The organism is Rhodococcus sp. S3, assembly GCF_058211795.1.
Map to the genome: position 1 here is coordinate 1,332,456 of NZ_CM177074.1, position 18,663 is coordinate 1,351,118.

The window sequence follows — 18,663 nt, forward strand, 5'->3', positions numbered from 1 at the left end:
CCCGTCACCGGAGAGTCCTCCTCCGGAGGGGAGCTCCGGATCGTTCACCGGCCCTGGGCCGGACGGACATCATCGGTTCGATTCCCGATGTGGTTCAGTACTTTACACAGCGCGATGGGTCGAATCGACCCCGCTGCATCAACTTCGTGTTACGGCTGCGTTGCGTGTCCGGCCGTACAACGAACGAGACCGATGTCGTGTGCGAGATCCGGCCGGAAATCGCACACAACACCGGTCTCGACGGATCGGTCTCACTGCATGAGTCGCCAGATGCGGTCGCGGGACAGGGGCAGCTCGTGCGGCCGCACCCCGATGGCGTTGCGCACGGCGTTCGCCAACGCCGGGGCCACCGGGTTGAACGGGGCCTCGCTCATGGACTTCGCGCCCATGGGGCCGAGTTCGTCGTAGGTGTCGGCGAAGTAGACCTCGGTGCGCGGGACGTCCGCGAACTGCGGAATGTGGTAGTTGCGCAACACATCCGTCGTCACACGACCCGCGTCGTCGGAGATGATCTCCTCGTACAGCGACGCACCGAGCGCCTGCGCAGCGCCGCCTTCGATCTGCCCGCGGCACTGCTCGGGGTTGAGGACGGTGCCGGCATCGGCGGCCTGGACCGAGCGGAGGATCCGCACCTCGCCGGTACGGGTGTCGACGGCGACGCGGAATGCCTGCACGTTGAACGACAGCGACCGCGGCAGACCGCCGTGACGTCCCTCGGCGCGCAACCGGCCACCCGCGACCTGCAGCAGCTCACTGGGAGGGACGAGACGATCGCCGCACCGCACGCCGTCGGCTCGCAGTTCGGCCTGCTCCGGGTCGAGGCCGGTCAGCTCCGCAGCGGCCTTGGTCATCCGGCGTCGCAGTTCGTGGGAGGCTGCCAGCAGGGCCTTCGACGCGACGACCGTGCCCGACGACCCGAACGCGCCGGTGTCGTGGGTGGTGACGTCGGTGTCGGACTGGTGGACGATGATCCGGTCGGGGGTGGTGCCGAGAGCGGTGGCCGCGATCTGGGTGTGGACGGTGGTGGTGCCGTTGCCGAACTCCGCCGTGCCCACCCGAGCGAGATACCGGCCGTCGGGCAGAAGTTCGATCGACGCCTCGGAGATGTGCCCGTTGGGCGGGTTGGTCGCGATCATCGCGAGCGCCATGCCCTCGCCGATCCGCCAGTGATCACCGGTCGGCGCGGGCCGGCCACCCGTGCGCGCCATCGCCCGTTCGGCAAGGTCGAGACACTGGTCGAGTCCGTAGCTGCCGTACGTCAGGTCGGCGCCCTCGGGATGCGCGGCGACCAGCGGATCTCCCGGCAGGATGATGTTGCGGCGCCGGAACTCGTACGGGTCGATGCCGAGCTTGCCGGCGAGTTCGTCCATGGCCGACTCCACCGCGAAGATCACCTGGCCGAGACCGTAACCGCGGAAGGCACCCGACGGCCGGTTGTTCGTGTACACGGATTCGGCGTCGACGCGCTTGTTCGGGCACCGGTACACCGCGATCGACTCCGTGCAGCCGTGGAACATCACCCCGGGGCTGTGGTTGCCGTAGGCGCCGGCGTCGGCCAGCACGTCGATCGCGAGGGCGGTGAGGACACCGTCGGTGTCGGCGGCGAGGGTGACGTCGACCCGCATGGGATGCCGGCACGGAGCGACGGTGAGCTGATCGGAGCGGGTGAACTCCCACTGCACCGGACGGCCCGTCCTCAGGACCGCCGCCGCGACGACATCTTCGACCAGCATCTCCTGCTTGGCGCCGAAACCCCCGCCCACCCGGGCGGTGTGCACGCGCACCCGGTCCCGTTCGAGTCCGAAGATGTGGCACAGCTCGTCGCGCACCAGGAACGGAACCTGGGTGGAACTGCGGATGACGAGCCGTCCGGTCTCGTCGAGATACCCTATGGCCCCGTGGGTTTCGAGGTGGGTGTGCTGGACCCGGTGGGTCTGCCAGCGTCCCTGCACCACCGCCGCAGCGGAGGCGACCGCCGCGTCGACGTCCCCGCTGCTGCCGTGGATCGCGGCGACGACGTTGCGTCCGGGATCGGCGATGCGTGCGTCGGGGGACTTGTCGGCGTGCAGCAGGGGAGCCCCCGGCTGCCGGGCCTCGTCGGGATCGAGGACGAAGGGCAGCTGCTCGTACTCGACGTGGATCGACGCGAGCGCCTGGTGCGCGATCGCCGGGCTCTCGGCGACCACCGCGGCGACCCGCTGTCCCCGGAAGCGCACGACCCGGTCGAACAGGTAGGTGTCGTCGGGATCGTCGTTGCGGTTCTCGTGACGGGCCGTCGAGTAGGCGGTGGCGGGGGCGTCGCGGTGGTACAGCACCGCGTGGACACCGGGGAGTGCCTCGGCGGCCGAAGAGTCGACGGAGACGATCCGCGCATGGGTGTGCGGGCTGCCGAGGACGGCGATGTGCAGCAGGCCTTCGACGGTGGTGTCGAGGGTGTACGGCTCGGTGCCGGTGACGACGCGCGTCGCGGCGGGTGCGCGCTGCGAGCTGCCGCACGACGGGCCGTCGACCTGTTCGACGTTGGTGCGCGACCGCAGGGCGTCCTCGATCGACCGGTAGCCGGTGCACCGGCACAGGTTGCCCTTCAAGCGTTTCGGCAGGTCATCGAGATCCTCGTCGGTGAAGGTGGATGCGGTGACGATCATGCCGGCGGTGCAGAAGCCGCACTGGAAACCGGCGGCGTCGGCGAACTGCTGTTGGACGGGATGCAGGTCGTCGGGGGTGCCGAGACCGGCGACGGTGGTGACCTCCCGGCCCTCGACCCGCACGGCCGGGACCACGCAGGAGTGGACGGGTTCGCCGTCGAGCAGGACCGAGCACGCACCGCAGTCGCCGGCGTCGCAGCCCTTCTTGACCTCGAAGTGTTCGGTCTCGCGCAGCAGGGTGCGCAGACACTGGCCGGGCCGGGGGTCGACGTCGCGCTCGTGGCCGTTGACGGTGAGTTTCACGGCTGAACCTCCGTATTCGACAGCGCAGCGTTCGACAGTGCAGTATTCGGCAGTGCAGTGTTCGACAATTCGGCGCGGATCTCTTCGGCGAGAACCGCAGTGACGGCACGTCGCCAGTCGGCTGCGCCGTGCGCATCGGTGTAGTAACTCGTCGCCGGGACGAGACGAACCAGTGCGTCGGACAGTTCCTGTGCCGGCGGGACTTCCGTGAACCGCAGGAGACAGGGACGCACCGTCGACGCGGTGATCGAGAGCGTGACGCTGCCGTCGAGATCTCGTCGACCGATCACGACGGCTCCCGATCGTCCGAGCGGGGACAGCGCGATCTTGCGGAAGGCCGTGCGGGAGTTCAGAGCGTGCAATGGGATCCGGATGCTTCGCAGGATCTCGCCGGGTGCGAGGGCGTTGGAGGCGACTCCGAGAACGAAGTCGGCCACCGGGATCCGCCGTTCGCCGCAGTCGGTCGTCCAGATCACCGCGTCCGCGTCGAGTGCGGTCGCCAGCGAGATCATGGCGCCGGCGGGGAAGGACAGGCAGATGTTGCCGCCGACCGTGGCGCGTTTCCAGATCTTCCACGACGCCAGCAGTGCCTCGGCGCACTGCCGGAACAGCGGTGCCGCAGGATGTTCCGCTTCGTCCGAGAGTGCGGCCAACTGTTCGACCGTGCAGGTCGCGGCGATCTCCAGAGCGTCGGGATGCCGGGTCACCGCGGGCCAGTCGAGACCGGACAGATCCACGAGCCGGTGCAGGTGCGGTTGCGGTTCGGAGAACAGCCAGGTGCCACCGCCGAACGGGGCGGCGCCGTCCTCGAAGGTCAGATCGGCGCGGTCGCGGGCGATGTCATAGGCGGTGATGTTGTGCAGATCCATCGCTTTCACCCCGCCTTGGCGACCAGCGCGGCGTGTTCCGCCGCGACCTGCCGTGCCACGACGTTCTCGTCGACGGTCCGGACCTCGTCGCGGACGACCACCTCGCGGCCGTCGATCAGGAGCAGTTCGAGAGGAGGTGTGCTGCCGAGGACGAGGGCCGCGACCGGGTCGGCGATGCCGGAGTGGGCGAGGCCGTCGATGCGCCACAGCGCCAGGTCGGCGAGCTTGCCGGGTTCGATCGATCCGATCTCGTTCTCGCGTCCGAGGACCCGGGCGCCGCCGATGGTGGCGAGTTCGAGGCTCTGGCGCACGGTCATGGCGCGGGGGCCGCTGCGGGCACGGGCGAACAGTGCGGCGTGGTGGGCCTCTTCGAGCATGCAGCACGACTCGTTGCTCGCGGCACCGTCGACACCGAGGCCGAGCGGTACGCCCGCGGCGTAGAGGTCGGCGGCGCGGGCGATGCCGGCACCGAGCCGGGCGTTCGAGGTGGGGCAGTGGGCCGCACCCGTACCCGACGCGGCGAGCACACCGATGTCGCGGTCGTCGAGGTGCACGGCGTGCGCGTACCAGACGTCGGGGCCGGTCCAGCCCAGCGATTCCATGTACTGCACGGGCTTGCATCCGAACTTCTCGAGGCAGAAGTCCTCCTCGTCGAGGGTCTCGGCGAGATGGGTGTGCAGCCGCACCCCGAGATCGCGGGCGAGCAGCGCCGACTGCTTCAGGAGCTCGCCGGTCACCGAGAAGGGCGAGCACGGCGCGAGCGCGACCCGCAGCATCGAATCGAAGGACGGATCGTGCCAGCGGTCGACGGCCTCGCGGCTGCCCTCGAGGATCGCGTCGATGTCCTCGACGATGTGATCGGGCGGCAGACCCCCGGCGCTCGCACCGAGGTCCATCGACCCGCGGCAGGGATGGAAGCGGATACCGACCTCGGCCGCTGCGGCGATCTCCGCGCCGAAGACGTCCCCGCCCTCGCGGGGCACGACGTAGTGGTGGTCGGTGCTGGTTGTGCATCCGGTGCGCACCAGATGCGCGAGTGCGCCCTTGGCCGCGACGTGCACGGCGTCGGCGTCGATGCCGGCCCAGACGGGATAGAGGGTGGTGAGCCATTCGAACAGGGTGTGGTCGGCGGCGAGCCCGCGCGTGATCCATTGGTACAGGTGGTGGTGGGTGTTGATCAGGCCGGGGGTGAGCACGCAGCCGGTGCCGTCGACGATCTGCGCGTCGTCGTATCCGGTCGGTTCGCCCGAGCCGACCGCGACGATCCGGTTGCCGGAGATGACGACATATCCGTCGCGGTGTTCGGCGCGGGCGGCGTCCATGCTCACCACGTGTGCGCCGCGGATGACGAGCGGCCGGGTGGTGGGATGCGCGTGCATAGTCGACTCCTCGGATCGTCGGAGTCTCCAGTCAACTGCGCCGGGCAGATGTACCTCTGCGGCAGCACGCACGAAACACCTCGGAAATCCGCGGCTCGTACTGTGCGATCGTCCAAGACCGTCACCAGGAGGTGAACATCGTGCTTCTTCGAGATGTGGTGGAGGCGCCGGGGCTCGGAATCGGTGTACTGCACGGCGATGCGGAGGCCCTGAGCCGTCCGGTGCTGCGCGCGTGCACCACCGACATGCCCGACCCCACGCGCTACGTCAGCGCAGGCTCGCTCGTGTTCACCGGCCTGGTGTGGCGGCGCTCCGCCGAGGACTCCGATCTGTTCGTCAAACGGCTCGTCGGAGCGGGGGTGACGGCGATGGCCGCGGGCGAGGCCCTGCACGGCCGGGTACCCGACGACGTGGTCGAGGCGTGCGCGCGGCACCGTATGCCGCTGCTGGTCGTGCCCGACGAGGTGCCGTTCAGCCGGGTCATCGAATACATGACCGGGCAGATGGCCGGGGCGAGGATGGATCGCCTGCAGACGGGTCTGGCACGGCAGCGGCAATGGCTCGCCGCCGTCGCCGACGGCCGGAGCGTGGGGGAGCTGCTCGACGGACTCGCGCAGCAACTCGGGGTGGAATCGGCACTGATCACCTCCACGGGAGTGACGGTCGCGGGAGGCGCCGAGCTCGACGAGACCGAGCTCGACCGGATCACCGCAGCCGCGCTGATCGCCGACCGCTTTCCGCTGCGGCTCGTGGGCGATCTCACCGTCCTGCCGGTGGGACGCGGACTGACGGACCGGATCGACGCGTGGTTCCTGGTGATCCGGCACGATGAGAGCGGACCGGAGTGCGTCGAGGCGTTCTCCGAGCTCGCCGCGGTGGTCGCTCTCGATCGGATCCGGCGCGACGAACGGCGCCGGGTGGCATGGGAGATCACCGACCGGACCCCGACCGTGCGCGCTGCGGATTCGCGGGTCGCGGTGGTGGCCGAAGTCGAGGGCCGGATCTCGCCGGACGTCCTGCGCGGTCTCGTCGAGGACGTCCTGGACGGAGCGGTCACGTCGATCGACGCGGCGAACAGGGTGGTCGCCCCGGCGATCGGCAGCGACGTCGATGTGGCACGGCTGTTGAGCCGACGCCTCGGGCGTCTCGCGCCGGCGTTGCGCGGCGACCGGATGTTCGTCGGTGTCGGCGGACAGAGTTCCGACGACGACCCGGCCGGCGCGGTCCGTGCGGCGGCGTCGGCATGCGCTGCCGCACACAACGATCCGGGTCCGGTGTCGGTGCGACGCGCCGAACTCGATTCGGCGCTCGACCTGTTGTCGACCCTGCCCGACGAACTGCGGCGTGCCTACGCCGACCGGTTGCTCGGGGACGTCGTCGAGCACGACCGGCGCACCGATGCGGGTCTGCTCGCGACCCTCGAGGCATTCCTCGACTGCGACGGATCGTGGCGGCGCACGGCCGATCGACTGCACGTGCACCTGAACACGGTGCGCTACCGCATCGGACGGGTCGAAGCGCTCACCGGGCGTTCCCTCGCGCGCACCGGTGACCGCTTCGATCTGTATCTCGCGCTGCGTTCGCTGGAACCCGCTCTCGCGTGAGCGACATCCGTCGTGACTGCGTGAGCGATTACATGGCGCCGGTGTAGGGCTCCCAGGCGATGCCGGCATCGGGGGCGTCCTCGCGCAGCACGCTCGCCTGGATCAGTCCGTAGGGCCGGTCGTCGGCGTGGAAGACCTCACCGGCGTTCTCCACTCCGAAACGTGCCAGGTCGTAGAGGAAGTGGTGCTTGTTCGGTGCGGACAGGCGGATCTCGGCGATCGACGGGTACCGTTCGAGCACGGCGCGGCCCATCTCGTACAGGCTCTGCTGCAGGGCCTTCGAATGGAGGTTCGCGAACACCTCGAGCAGGGTGGCGCGCACGCCCGCGTACACGGTGTCCCACTCGACGTCGGTCGACGCGAACCGCCAGCGCGCCTGGAGGCTCGTCGCCATGATGCGATCCTCCGCCGGTTCGAGGACCGTGTAGGGGTCGGTGAGGAAGCCCTGGAACTCCGAGCCGGTGGACTTGAGGACGACGAGGTCCTTCAGGCCGCCGACCACCCATTCGCGTCGGTCGGTCCCGGTGCCCTCGACGGTGATCGCGGCGGTGCGGACCTCGGATCCCTTGCGTGTCCAGGTGTGGTCGTGCTCGGTGCCGTCGACGACGACCCGCTCCCAGGCGTACTCCTCGATCTCGATGCGCGCCGAGCGGACGGGTTCGACGTCGTCGACGAAGTGCCGTGCGAGCGCGAGGCCGTACTCCTCGACGAACTCGACGCCCTTCTCCTTGGCGTAGGAGTAGATGGTCTGCTTCTGGCTGTCGGTGGGCAGCACCGTGCCCTGATCTCCTTCGAGATGCGCGGCGTCGAAATCGCCGTGCAGGCAGGAGGAGACGTTCAGGTCGCGGATCTCGTGGCGGTCGGTGTCGCGCACGATGCGCACCACCCGGTTCTCGGCCTTGCCGTAGCGGTGCGGTCCGAGGACGATCTTGCCGGTCAGTTCGGTCATGGTGGTCAGCTCCCGCGGTAGGTGGAATACGAATAGGGCGACAGGAGGAGCGGCACGTGGAAGTGGCTGCTGCCCTCCGGGATACGGAAGGTGACGGTCACCTCCGGATAGAAGGACGCGACTCCGTGACCCGAGAACCACTCGCCGGTGGCGAAGGTCAGGTGGTAGGTGCCCTCGGGCAGTGCGTCGGTGAAACCGGCGAGGCGCCCGTCGTCGTCGGTGACACCGGCGCCCAACGAGGTTCCGTGCATGTCGGTGAGGGTGACGCGCAATCCCACTGCGGGCGTACCGGCTGTCGCGTCGAGGACGTGGGTACTCAGGGTGTTCATATGCGGCTCCCTGCGGTCTCGGTGACGATCCGCTCGAGGCGGAGTCGGGTGATCTCGGCGAGCGCGGCTCGCATCTCGGCTTTCTCGGTCTCCGGGTCGTTGCCGAGGCGCCGCTCGAGGATCTCCAGCAGTTCCGGCGCCGTGCGGCCTGCGGCGCGAACGAGGTAGACGTGCCCGAACCGTTCCTCGTATTCGCGGTTGCCGGCGGCGAGCCGGTCGAGGATGTCGGCGTCGGCCGTGGTGACGGCGGACTGCTCGCGGCGGGAGGCGGCGTGTTCGCTGCGTTCGCCGATGCGCGGGTGGCCGGCGAGGGCGTCGGCGAGGTCGTCACCGTCGAGGTTCTCGGCCGCAGCAGCGGCGGTGGTGAGCAGCACGGTGCGCGAACGGAACGGGCGCGCCGCGACGACGGAGTGCGCCCATGTCCGGCTCGAGCAGCAGTCGAGCAACAGTGCGACGGCGTCGTCCTCGGGCATCGCATCGAACCGGGCCGTTGTGAGCTGCACGGACCCTCCTTTCGTCGGTGCATTCGATACTGTCCGGTGGACGTGCGGCGGGGGAGGTGCAAGCGGTACAGAGTTCGGTCCGCCGCGGGTGCGCCGGTTGGATGATCGGCCAACGAGGTGGTTGCGTCTGGAACGTTTTTCTGGAATAGTTCCAGTTATTGGATTTATTCCAGAAAAAGTGGGCGACCCGGATGGGGTCGCAGGGGTTGAAGGAGTGATCACATGTTCACCGCCGACCGTCCTCGAGCAGTGACGCTTCCGCCGGTCGTGCTCGGCGGACTGCGGCCTCTCTACCGGCAGATGGTCCGCAACAACGTTCCGGCCGCATCGTTCGAGCACACCGCCGGACGGGCCGTCTTCGAGATCTGCCTGATCGCGGGGGAGCACGGTCCGCAGCTGCAGGTCCGCGCCCGCGACTTCGGAATCGACTTCACGCTCGCGATGACCACGCATTTCCGTATCGCGCCCGTGATGAGCGACGACCAGTACCGCGCACTGTGCTCGGTGCTGGCACCCGGCGCCGAACCGGCACCGGGCATCGTCCTCGACTTCCTGCAGCAGGTGGTCGTGCAGTCGCCCGCGGTGCTCGCGCGGACGCACACCTGCGCTGCCTGACGAGCACACGACGGTTCGAGCCCGGTGGGATCACTCCCGCCGGGCTCGACCCGTATCGGAGCAGGCGTCAGAGCAGAGCCGTGTCGAGCGTGGTGATCGCCTCGGGATCCGCGATCACCTCGAGCGCCACGATGCGACCGTCCTCGACGGTGAAGCGGAACACCGACCGCACGATCCCGCCCGGCGCCCACGCCGCCCCGGGTACACCGTCGATCGTCGCGGGCACCGCACCGCGTGCGCGGCCGTGGAAGGCGTGTGCCACCGCCTCGGCGCCGCGCAGTTCCGGCTCGAGCGCGGGGCCACCGTGCAGCCGACCCGTCTCGGCATTCGCTGCCGCCACGGTGTCGGCGCGGAGCACCACGTCGGGATCGAGCACCGCGAGCAGATCCTCGAAACGACCCTCGCGGGCCGCGACGAGGAAGGCGTCGACCACCCGACGCGGATCCCGGGCACCGGACGACGCCGTACGTGCACCGCGCACCCGCCGCCGGGCACGGCTGGCGAGCTGACGCGTCGCGGCAGGGGATCGGCCCACGACGGGCGCGATCTCGTCGAACGGCATGCCGAACATGTCGTGCAGCACGAAGGCGAGACGTTCGGCGGGTCCGAGCGCGTCGAGGACCACCATCATCGCGATACCGATCGAATCTGCAAGCACGGCTTCGTCTTCCGGAACCTCGGAGCTGTCGTTCCGTCGAGGTGTTTCGACGGGTTCGCCGACGACGACCTCGTGACGCGCCGAACGTGCCCGCAGCATGTCGAGGCACACGCGGCTCATCACGGTGGTGAGCCAGCCGCCGAGGTTGTCCACGGAATCGGTGTCGGCGCGGGCTACCTTCAACCACGTCTCCTGCACCGCATCGTCCGCCTCCGCAGCCGATCCCAGCATCCGGAAACCGACCGCGCGCAAGCGCTCGCGGTGTGCGTCGAACTCCCTGGCCAGAAATTCCTCGTCCATCGTCGTCACATTCTTCCGTCGGGATCCGTCAAGGAAATGACGGATCCCGAAGAACCGATGTGACAGGAGCAGACGATGGAAGCACGAATGAACAATCCCGTGATGGTGCTGCCCGGCACCCTCGATGCGTTGCAGGCCGCGGGCCGGACCTACGAGAACACCGGGCTTCCGGCCCTCACGGTCCACCTGGTGCACCTGCGGGCGAGCCAGATCAACGGGTGCAGCTTCTGCGTGGAGATGCACACGCGTGAAGCACTGGACGACGGGGAGAGCGTCGAGCGGCTCACGGCGGTCGCGGCCTGGCGCGAATCGCGACGGTTCACCGAGGCCGAGCGCGCCGCCCTCGCGCTCACCGAGGCCGTCACACGGATCGCCGATCGGCCGGAGTCCGTCTCCGACGAGGTGTGGGACGCCGCGGCCGACATCTACGACGAGAAACAACTGGCCGCGCTGGTCATGCAGATCGCGACGATCAACATGTGGAACCGGGTCAACGCCACGATCCGGCAACCGGCCGGAGCGGCACCCCGGAGCTGACATCACGAACGGCCCGGCAGGAATCCTGCCGGGCCGTTCGGGGTAGTGCGTCTACAGGGAGCCGGGTCTACAGACCGGGGCGCTTGCCGACCGTGAGCGTGACCTCGCCGGTGTGCGCGAAGAAGTCGTTGCCCTTGTCGTCGACGACGATGAAGGCGGGGAAGTCCTCGACCTCGATCTTCCAGACCGCTTCCATGCCGAGCTCTTCGTACTCGACGACCTCGACGTTCTTGATGCAGTCGAGCGCCAGGCGCGCGGCCGGGCCGCCGATGGAACCGAGGTAGAAGCCGCCGTACTTGTGGCATGCGTCGGTGACCTGCTTGGAGCGGTTGCCCTTCGCGAGCATCACCATCGAGCCGCCGGCGGCCTGGAACTGGTCGACGTAGGAGTCCATGCGACCGGCAGTGGTGGGGCCGAACGAACCCGACGCGAGACCTTCGGGGGTCTTCGCCGGACCGGCGTAGTAGACCGGGTGATCCTTCAGGTACTGCGGCATCTCCTCGCCGCGGTCGAGGCGCTCCTTGATCTTCGCGTGCGCGATGTCGCGCGCGACGACCAGCGGACCGGTGAGCGACAGGCGCGTCTTGACCGGGTGCTTGGACAGCTCGGCGAGGATCTCCGGCATCGGCCGGGTGAGGTCGATCCTGACCGCGGCGCCCTTGCCCGTGCCCGAGACGCCCGACGTCTCGGAGTCGAGCTGGCTGTCGGTGACCTCGGGCAGGAACTGGCCGGGGTTGAATTCGAGCTGCTCGAGGAAGACACCCTCGGGCGTGATCTTGGCCTTGGCCTGGCGGTCGGCCGAGCAGGAGACGGCGATCGCGACGGGCAGCGACGCGCCGTGGCGCGGCAGGCGGACGACGCGGACGTCGTGGCAGAAGTACTTGCCGCCGAACTGCGCGCCGATGCCGATCTTCTGGGTGAGCTCGAAGACCTTCTTCTCGAGTTCGAGATCGCGGAAGCCGCGGCCGGTGATGGCACCCTCGGTGGGCAGCTCGTCGAGGTAGTGCGCCGAGGCGTACTTGGCCGTCTTGAGCGCGAACTCGGCGGAGGTGCCGCCGACGACGATCGCGAGGTGGTAGGGCGGGCACGCCGCGGTGCCGAGCGAGCGGATCTTGGCCTCGAGGAACTGCATCATCGAGTCCGGGTTCAGGATGGCCTTCGTCTCCTGGTACAGGTACGACTTGTTGGCCGATCCGCCGCCCTTGGCCATGAACAGGAACTTGTAGGCGTTCTCGTGGCCCTTCGCGGTGTCCGCGTACAGCTCGATCTGCGCCGGCAGGTTGTTGCCCGTGTTCTTCTCGTCCCACATGGTCAGCGGGGCGTTCTGCGAGTACCGCAGGTTCAGCTTCGTGTACGCGTCGTACACACCGCGCGCGATGGACTCCTCGTCGTCGCCCGGGGTGAGCACCTGCTGGCCGCGCTTACCCATGACGATGGCGGTGCCGGTGTCCTGGCACATGGGCAGCACGCCGCCGGCGGCGATGTTCGCATTCTTCAGGAGGTCGAGCGCAACGAACTTGTCGTTGTTCGACGCCTCGGGGTCCTCGAGGATGCTCGCCAGCTGCTTCAGGTGATCCGTGCGCAGGTAATGGGAGATGTCGTGCAGCGCGGTCTCGGTGAGCAGGCGCAGGGCCTCGGGCTCCACCTTCAGGAAGGTGCGGCCGTCGGGTCCTTCGACGGTGGACACCCCCTCGGTGGTCAGCAACCGATACTCGGTGGGGTCTTCCCCGATCGGCAGCAGGTCCTCGTAGAGGAAGTCGGCCATTGTTTCTCCTGGAAGAGGGCTGATGATCGCCGTACACGTTAGCGGCGCCGACGCAAGGCCTTGACAACGGGGCATGTGACGGACTCGACCTGCAGAGTGAATGTGACCTGCGTCTCGCGACTTTCGGTGGCGTGTTTATGTCGCCGACGACCGGAAATCCCGGAAAGAAGTCGGGGCCGGAGTGTCCGCCGTCACGGCGGCCGGCAGGCCCCGAACCGTACACTTGACCGGATGTTCGAGAGTTTCCGGAGGGATCGCACGTGACCGTAGAAATCGAACGGTTGCCCTCGCCCGAGACCGGACGCCTGCCGTCGCTGGCCTGGCTTCCCCGTTTCCACGCCTGGATCGATCTCGCCGTCGTGATCGCGGTGCTCGTCACCACCAACCTGATCGCCCACTTCACCACGGCGTGGGCGTCGATCGCGACCGTGCCGATCGCAGCATGCGTGCTGGTCGCGATGATGCGCCGACGCGGCATGCGCTGGTCGGAACTCGGACTTTCACCCCGGCACTGGAAGAGGGGGACGCTCTACTCGGTAGCGGCCGTCGGCCTCGTCCTGGCGGTGGTCGCGATCGGCATCGCGTTGCCTTTCACCAGGCAGTTCTTCCTCTCCGAGCGCTACGCCACGATCTCCGGCGCCCTCCTCGCCTCGATGATCATCATCCCGCTCCAGACCGTCATCCCCGAGGAACTGGCCTTCCGCGGGGTGCTCCACGGAACCCTCGAGCGGGTGTGGGGCGCACGCGGGGTCTTCGCCGCGGGATCTCTGCTGTTCGGCCTGTGGCACGTCGCCTCGTCGTTCGGTCTCACGGCGGGCAACGCCGGCCTCAGCGCCTTCCTCGGAGCCGGGTTGCTCGCGCAGATCGCCGGCATCGTCGGTGCAGTGATCGCGACCGCCGCCGCGGGCTTCGTGTTCACGTGGCTGCGTCGCCGCAGCGGCAGCATCCTCGCGCCCATCGCCCTGCACTGGTCGCTCAACGGCGCCGGTGCCCTCGCCGCCGCGCTCGTCTGGCACGCCACACTCAACTGATGGCGCTGGCGGTCTGTCTCCTGTTCGACACCGAGACCGACCGCGCGATCCGGCGCCTGTGGGGCCGACTCGAGGAGAGCGGCATCCCCACCCTGCTCACCCATACGCACCGCAAGCACGTGCCGCACCTGTCGTACGCGGTGCTGCGGACCTACGACCGGGCCGCCGTCGTCTCGGCCCTCGAGGACATACCCGACGGGGGACCGGTCCCGGTCTACATCGACACTCTCGGATTGTTCCGGCGCGGCCGGGCGTCGCTCGTGCCCGCGCCCTCGGCCGAACTCGTGCAACGGCAGGATCGCGTCGTGCGGGTCGTGGAGACGACGGGGGCGGACCTGCACCGCTACTACGTCCCGGGGCGCTGGACACCGCACTGTTCGCTGAGTCCCCGAACGCGGCGCGAGGAACTCGACCGTCTGGGTGCGGTCGTCTACGACGTGCTGCCGATCGAAGCGACACTCGATCGCGCGGTGCTGATCGACACCGCCACCGGCGAGCACACGTCGCTACGGATGATCCCGTGAGGGAAACTCACTCCTCGGGGTTCTCCACCCACGGTCCGTACGGGGGTGGGCCCTCGCTCTGGATCTGCAGACCGAAGTGCGGACAGTGCTTCCACACGTAGCCGTGCAGGACGTGTTCTTCCGACGTCGCGGTGTTCATCAGTACGAGGTCGCCGCTGGGGCGGTGTTCGAGGGCGAAGCCGGACTCCCGCTGATCGAGAACCCACCATTTCGCAGTGCTCATGTCGGTGTCCTCCGCATGATCCGCTCGGCAGACGCGCACCTCCACGTTAGCGCGGAAACCGTTCGTGATCGGCCGATTCGGCGATCACGATCCGCTCAGCGCCCGGGCCGTCGCATCGTCGGCGGGATAGAACGCCTCGATCGCCAGTTCCGACACCGTCACGTCGAGCGGGGTCCCGAAGAGGGTGGTCGTGCTGAAGAACGACAACTCGCCGGCCTCGGTCCGCAACCGCATCGGCACGACCAGCGAATGCGGTTCGACCTCCTCGACCGGATCGTCGCAGGGGTAACCGGCGAGTTCGTCGTACAGGCGCAGCAGGACGGGGTCGGCCGTCGCCCCGATCTGGTGTTGCAGTCGGGCGAGCAGATGACCGCGCCACTGCCCGAGATCGACGATGCGCGGCGCCAGTCCCCGCGGGTGCAGGGTCAGTCGCAGCACGTTGATCGGCGGTTCCAGCAGCTCCGGAGCGCACCCCTCGACGAACACCCCGACGGCGTCGTTGGAATCGACCATCGTCCAGTGCCGGTCGACGACGAGTGCGGGAAAAGGACGGTGCGACGACAGGATTCGCGTGATCGCGTCGGAGATCGCCGCCATCGGCAGGTCGCCGAGGTGATGCTCGGGGTAGACGGGCGCGTGTCCCGCCGCGACCAGGATGGTGTTGCGTTCGCGCAGCGGGATGTCCAGCCGGTCGCTCAACTTCAGCACGGTCGCGCGTGACGGTCGGGACCGGCCGGTCTCGACGAAGCTGAGATGCCGCGACGAGATGCCGGCGGTGTGGGCCAGCGAGAGTTGGCTCAGGCCGCGCCGCTCGCGCCATGCCCGCAGCAGCGCTCCGGCGTGGGGAGTGTCGACCGTGGTCATGCACCCGACAGTAGAGCCGGCCGGGAACGGTCACCATTACTTCCGGGGTAATCGATTCCGTGCACGACGAGGCGCAGGGTGGTCCCCATGAACGCATACGCAGTGGCTCATCTCCGCACCATCGACCTCAACGACGACATCGTCCGGTACCTCGAGACCATCGACGACACCCTCGCCCCGTACGACGGTCGCTTCCTCGTCCACGGCGTCGATCCCGAAGGGATGGAGGGACCCTTCGAGGGGAACCTCGTGATCATCGAGTTCCCCGACGTCGACCGTGCCCGGACCTGGTACGAATCCCCGGAGTACCAGGCGATCCTCCCGCTCCGCACCGAGAACTCCGAGGGATGGGCGGTCGTCGTGCAGGGCACACCGACCGGCTACCGCGCCACGCACTTCCTCGACAAGGTGTTCGGCGCTCAGCGGTAGTTCAGGACAGGATGCCGGCCGCCCGGGCCGGTTCGGCGTAGGCCCGCGCCAGAGACTCCACCGTCTCGTGGGCATTCAACCCGCTCGGATTGGGCACCACCCACAACGGGACGTCGCCGATCGTGTCGTCCTGCCGCCCGGCCTTCGCCTTGCGCCGGCCGAAGGCCGCGCGGTAGGCGGTGATGCCCGCGACCGCCACGGCGCGAGGGCGGAACTCCGCCACCACGTTCGCCAGATGACGTCCGCCCTCACGGAGTTCCTCGTCGGTGAGCTCGTCGGCGCGGGCCGTCGCACGCGGCGCCAGGTTCGTGATGCCGACACCCCGCTCGAGCAGGTGATCGCGGTCGGCGTCGCTCATGCCGGACGATGCGTCGATCAGCCGGTCGACGATGCCGGCGCGGAACAGGGCGGGGTAGAAGCGGTTTCCGGGCCGCGCGAAGTGGGCTCCCGTCGCCGCGGTCCACAGTCCCGGATTGATGCCGACGAACAACAAGCGGCAACCGGGCGCGACGAGGTCGGGGATCACCGCATCGCGGAAGGACTCGAGTTCGGCTCGTGTGAAACCCATCCACCCAAACTAGCCGGAGCGACGCTCAGTCCGGCGGGAGCCAGGCTCCGTGCAGGCCGGCCGGAACGCGGATCGGCAGACGGACCCGCGCGATCGGCCCCGAGGCCGGGTCGGTCTCGGGGAAGACGAGGAACCAGCTCGTCATGTCCGCCCGGTCGGTCGCGATCGCGCCCCAGTAGCCGCCCGAATCACCCGTGAGATAGGCCGGTTCGCCGGGGGAGAGCGTCTCGTGTGCCCAGACCGATTCGGTTCCGGACGCCACATCGAACCAGAAGAGCGAATCGGCCGCTCCCGCAGGGAGTTTCTGCGTCCTGCTGCGTCCGATGGTCGCGACGACGGAGTGGCCGAGGGTCAGCGACCGGTCGTCGATGCGGGGGAACTCGATGTCGCGTTCGTGCAGGGTCGTGCGGGTCACCCCGTTGCGGCCGATCACGGCGCGTCGCAGGACGGACCGGTTCGGACCTGCCTTCTCGGTCAACGCGCCCGGATACGCCCACTCCACGTAGTCGAGTGCGACGTCACCGTCGGGCAGGTCGAACGCGTTGGCAGTGTGCCACATCCAGAAGGTGTCGGTCGAGAACCACCGCACCGCACCGCCGTCGCGGGGGACGAGCGCGACCCGCGTTCCGAGATCCGGCTTCCAGTCGAGCGGCGACCCGCCGGAGAAGATCTGCGAGAGGTCGAACACGAGCGGGGCCAGGACCAGGACGGCGTAGGTCGGCGTCAGCGCCATGTCGTGGATCATCAACGGCCGGTCGGCGCCGTCGATCGGGGTCGGCGCGCGCGTCACCGTCCCGTCCGGTGCGACCACCGACCAGGTCAGGTACGGCGGGTCGAGCATGTAGCAGAAGGCGACCATCTCGCCGGTGTGCGGATCGATCTTCGGGTGCGCGGTCAGCCCGACCGGCAGGGTTCCGTCGAAGGTCTCGCGCCCGAGCGTCTCGAGGTCGGAACCCAGCGTGTACGGCGGCGCTGCCTCGGCCATCGCCATGAGCCGCCCGCCGTGCCGGACGATGTTGATGTCCGGCAGTTCGCGCATGGTGTTCGCCAGGTCGGGCCCGACCTCCTCCTCTGGAGGGAAGTACGGATCGGTGATGCCGGCCCACAGTGCGCGACCGGCCTTCTCCTCCGCGACGACCTGCGGGGTGCGCACGAACCGGTTCGTGTAGCGCGCGGTGCCCTCGGCGATCTGCACGCGGTGGACCATGCCGTCACCGTCGATCGGATAGACGTAGTGGCCGATCGGGTCGAAGCGCGGATTGGGCCCGTTGCGGAGATAGCTTCCGTGCAGATCGGCGGGGAGTTCCCCGTCGACCTCGAGATCGCGGACGTCCACTTCCTCGCGTTGAGGCGCGAACAGGCCGCTGAGGTGCGGATGGTGTGCCAGGTCGACAGGCGCCGGACGTTGCATGGCGACTCGCTTCGGTGGAGGCGAAATTCTTCCGTGGGGAGATCGTAGGACCGGGGAGGGCGATCGGTTCGTGATTCGGCGCGCCCGATCCCGCACCCGCGGACAGGGGCCGTCCATCGGATAGGGTTGTTGCCTACGTGCAGGACTGATAGTGCGGCCGCACGGCCGCGACGTTAGGGGAAGGTGTGCAGCGCCGGAACGCGATCGGAAACTCCGTCCGGAACACCGGAGGTGGCGAGGCCACGTTGCCGCCGTACACGGATCTTCTCTGGCCGACCGTGCAGGCGGTGATCGAGCTCGGCGGATCCGGCGTCATCGAGGAGATCGACTCCGCCGTGATCGCCCGGACCGGACTGTCCGAGGAAGCGCAGGCGGTACTCCACGGCGACGGCCCCGGAACGGAGATCGAATACCGGCTGGCCTGGGCCCGGACGTACCTCAAGGGCATGGGTCTGCTGTCGAACACCCGCCGCGGTGTGTGGAGCGTGACCGACCGCGGCCGCGCCGTCCGCGAGTCGGAGATCAAGCCCATGCAGGTCGCGTACACGGCCGAGAAACGCCGCAAGCGCATGGTGCGGAACGTCTCGCAGGGCGCCCAGGTCGTGCCGCTCGCGGCCGCCCCCGAGGATCCCGAACTGTGGCGCGAACCGGTCCTCGGTGCCGTCGCCGACCTGTCGGAGGACGGATTCGAACGGCTCGCCACCGCGGTGCTGCGCGCGGCCGGATTCACCACCCTGACGATTCCGGCGCCGGGCGGATCCCATGAGCCCGAGGGCGCCGGCCACGTCGAGGGCACCGGTGTGCTGCGCGTGTCGCTGCTGAGCTTCTCCGTCTTCTTCCGTTTCCTGCGGGCACCGGAGAAGGCGGGTGCCGACGTGGTCCGCGAGTTCCGCGCCGCGATGGTCGGGCGGGGCGAGAAGGGCCTGCTCGTCACCACCGGATCGTTCACCGAGGACGCGCGCGCCGAAGCCCACCGGCACGGCGCGCCGCCGATCGATCTCGTCGACGGCGACGGGTTGTGCGATCTGCTCAAGGAGCACGGTCTCGGTGTCCGTTCCACGGTGCGGACGGTCGAGGACGTCTCCCTGGTGCCGGCCTTCTTCGCCGAACTGTCCGGCCGCTGACCTCGTAGCGCCGTCGCGATATCGGCTGCCGCG

At 68.8% G+C, this 18,663-nt stretch carries 19 protein-coding genes; 7 read left to right on the forward strand and 12 right to left on the reverse strand.

The genetic code is table 11. The annotated features are described in order from the left end of the window. Window positions 1–251: 251 nt before the first annotated feature. The 3 genes from AC0LPE_RS06290 to AC0LPE_RS06300 are packed head-to-tail and all read right to left on the reverse strand — an operon-like array spanning window position 252 to window position 5,196. Window positions 252–2,948 carry a molybdopterin-dependent oxidoreductase gene (locus AC0LPE_RS06290; protein ID WP_490605818.1) on the reverse strand — a complete coding sequence of 899 codons (2,697 nt, stop codon included), beginning with the start codon at window positions 2,946–2,948 and terminating at the stop codon, window positions 252–254. After that, the gene (locus tag AC0LPE_RS06295) at window positions 2,945–3,817 is read right to left on the reverse strand and encodes an FAD binding domain-containing protein (RefSeq protein ID WP_490605819.1); all 873 of its coding nucleotides are present in this window, start codon (window positions 3,815–3,817) and stop codon (window positions 2,945–2,947) included. The genes AC0LPE_RS06290 and AC0LPE_RS06295 overlap by 4 nt, the downstream gene beginning before the upstream one ends. A gap of 5 nt (window positions 3,818–3,822) precedes the next feature. Next, window positions 3,823–5,196, reverse strand: coding sequence for an 8-oxoguanine deaminase (locus AC0LPE_RS06300; protein WP_490605820.1), 1,374 nt, complete (start codon window positions 5,194–5,196; stop codon window positions 3,823–3,825). A gap of 140 nt (window positions 5,197–5,336) precedes the next feature. Between AC0LPE_RS06300 and AC0LPE_RS06305 the strand changes: the two genes are divergently transcribed. Beyond that, entirely contained in the window at window positions 5,337–6,800 is a 1,464-nt protein-coding gene (locus AC0LPE_RS06305) for a PucR family transcriptional regulator (RefSeq protein WP_253249922.1), read from the forward strand. Window positions 6,801–6,828: 28 nt separating this feature from the next. Here AC0LPE_RS06305 and pucL read toward each other — a convergent pair whose 3' ends face one another. Genes pucL through uraD form a run of 3 tightly spaced genes read right to left on the reverse strand, consistent with a single transcriptional unit; the run spans window position 6,829 to window position 8,581 of the window. Continuing rightward, entirely contained in the window at window positions 6,829–7,749 is a 921-nt protein-coding gene (pucL, locus tag AC0LPE_RS06310) for a factor-independent urate hydroxylase (protein WP_016693641.1), read from the reverse strand. Between the two features lie 5 nt (window positions 7,750–7,754). Then, the gene (gene uraH, locus AC0LPE_RS06315) at window positions 7,755–8,078 is read right to left on the reverse strand and encodes a hydroxyisourate hydrolase (RefSeq protein WP_145692687.1); all 324 of its coding nucleotides are present in this window, start codon (window positions 8,076–8,078) and stop codon (window positions 7,755–7,757) included. Continuing rightward, window positions 8,075–8,581 (reverse strand): 2-oxo-4-hydroxy-4-carboxy-5-ureidoimidazoline decarboxylase, encoded by a 507-nt coding sequence (gene uraD / locus AC0LPE_RS06320; protein ID WP_145692686.1) that lies wholly within the window; start codon window positions 8,579–8,581, stop codon window positions 8,075–8,077. Before uraD ends, uraH begins: the two co-directional genes overlap by 4 nt. A 222-nt stretch (window positions 8,582–8,803) precedes the next feature. Here uraD and AC0LPE_RS06325 point away from each other — a divergent pair, with 222 nt between their 5' ends. Further along, complete coding sequence (locus AC0LPE_RS06325; RefSeq protein ID WP_016693638.1) at window positions 8,804–9,196, forward strand: DUF6037 family protein; 393 nt, start codon at window positions 8,804–8,806, stop codon at window positions 9,194–9,196. A gap of 67 nt (window positions 9,197–9,263) precedes the next feature. On the opposite strand, the gene AC0LPE_RS06330 is transcribed toward AC0LPE_RS06325, so the two are convergent. Continuing rightward, window positions 9,264–10,154: a sigma-70 family RNA polymerase sigma factor gene (locus tag AC0LPE_RS06330; RefSeq protein WP_301846931.1), complete on the reverse strand. Its 891-nt coding sequence runs from the start codon at window positions 10,152–10,154 to the stop codon at window positions 9,264–9,266. A gap of 75 nt (window positions 10,155–10,229) precedes the next feature. Here AC0LPE_RS06330 and AC0LPE_RS06335 point away from each other — a divergent pair, with 75 nt between their 5' ends. Next, a complete protein-coding gene (locus AC0LPE_RS06335) occupies window positions 10,230–10,691 on the forward strand; it encodes a carboxymuconolactone decarboxylase family protein (protein ID WP_172414827.1) in 462 nt (153 codons plus the stop codon). Between the two features lie 67 nt (window positions 10,692–10,758). Here AC0LPE_RS06335 and AC0LPE_RS06340 read toward each other — a convergent pair whose 3' ends face one another. Next, window positions 10,759–12,456, reverse strand: coding sequence for a fumarate hydratase (locus AC0LPE_RS06340; RefSeq protein ID WP_490605821.1), 1,698 nt, complete (start codon window positions 12,454–12,456; stop codon window positions 10,759–10,761). 281 nt (window positions 12,457–12,737) lie between these two features. Here AC0LPE_RS06340 and AC0LPE_RS06345 point away from each other — a divergent pair, with 281 nt between their 5' ends. Both AC0LPE_RS06345 and AC0LPE_RS06350 read left to right on the forward strand, forming a co-directional pair. Beyond that, complete coding sequence (locus AC0LPE_RS06345; protein WP_085989384.1) at window positions 12,738–13,487, forward strand: CPBP family intramembrane glutamic endopeptidase; 750 nt, start codon at window positions 12,738–12,740, stop codon at window positions 13,485–13,487. Then, window positions 13,487–14,011: a 2'-5' RNA ligase family protein gene (locus AC0LPE_RS06350; RefSeq protein ID WP_490605822.1), complete on the forward strand. Its 525-nt coding sequence runs from the start codon at window positions 13,487–13,489 to the stop codon at window positions 14,009–14,011. Before AC0LPE_RS06345 ends, AC0LPE_RS06350 begins: the two co-directional genes overlap by 1 nt. Before the next feature lie 7 nt (window positions 14,012–14,018). Here AC0LPE_RS06350 and AC0LPE_RS06355 read toward each other — a convergent pair whose 3' ends face one another. Beyond that, window positions 14,019–14,234, reverse strand: a complete 216-nt coding sequence (locus tag AC0LPE_RS06355; protein ID WP_026061451.1) for a hypothetical protein — start codon at window positions 14,232–14,234, stop codon at window positions 14,019–14,021. Between the two features lie 84 nt (window positions 14,235–14,318). Beyond that, on the reverse strand, window positions 14,319–15,098 hold the full coding sequence (locus AC0LPE_RS06360) for a helix-turn-helix domain-containing protein (protein ID WP_016693631.1): 780 nt from the start codon (window positions 15,096–15,098) through the stop codon (window positions 14,319–14,321). 87 nt (window positions 15,099–15,185) lie between these two features. Between AC0LPE_RS06360 and AC0LPE_RS06365 the strand changes: the two genes are divergently transcribed. After that, window positions 15,186–15,527: a DUF1330 domain-containing protein gene (locus tag AC0LPE_RS06365; protein WP_016693630.1), complete on the forward strand. Its 342-nt coding sequence runs from the start codon at window positions 15,186–15,188 to the stop codon at window positions 15,525–15,527. Window position 15,528: 1 nt separating this feature from the next. Here the strand turns inward: AC0LPE_RS06365 and mug are convergent, their stop codons facing one another. Together mug and AC0LPE_RS06375 are read right to left on the reverse strand one after the other, a co-directional pair. Continuing rightward, on the reverse strand, window positions 15,529–16,095 hold the full coding sequence (mug, locus tag AC0LPE_RS06370) for a G/U mismatch-specific DNA glycosylase (RefSeq protein ID WP_060651724.1): 567 nt from the start codon (window positions 16,093–16,095) through the stop codon (window positions 15,529–15,531). Window positions 16,096–16,120: 25 nt separating this feature from the next. Then, window positions 16,121–17,506 carry a carotenoid oxygenase family protein gene (locus AC0LPE_RS06375; protein ID WP_490605823.1) on the reverse strand — a complete coding sequence of 462 codons (1,386 nt, stop codon included), beginning with the start codon at window positions 17,504–17,506 and terminating at the stop codon, window positions 16,121–16,123. A gap of 185 nt (window positions 17,507–17,691) precedes the next feature. Between AC0LPE_RS06375 and AC0LPE_RS06380 the strand changes: the two genes are divergently transcribed. Beyond that, a complete protein-coding gene (locus AC0LPE_RS06380; RefSeq protein WP_160874851.1) occupies window positions 17,692–18,630 on the forward strand; it encodes a restriction endonuclease in 939 nt (312 codons plus the stop codon). The last annotated feature ends 33 nt before the right edge of the window (window positions 18,631–18,663 follow it).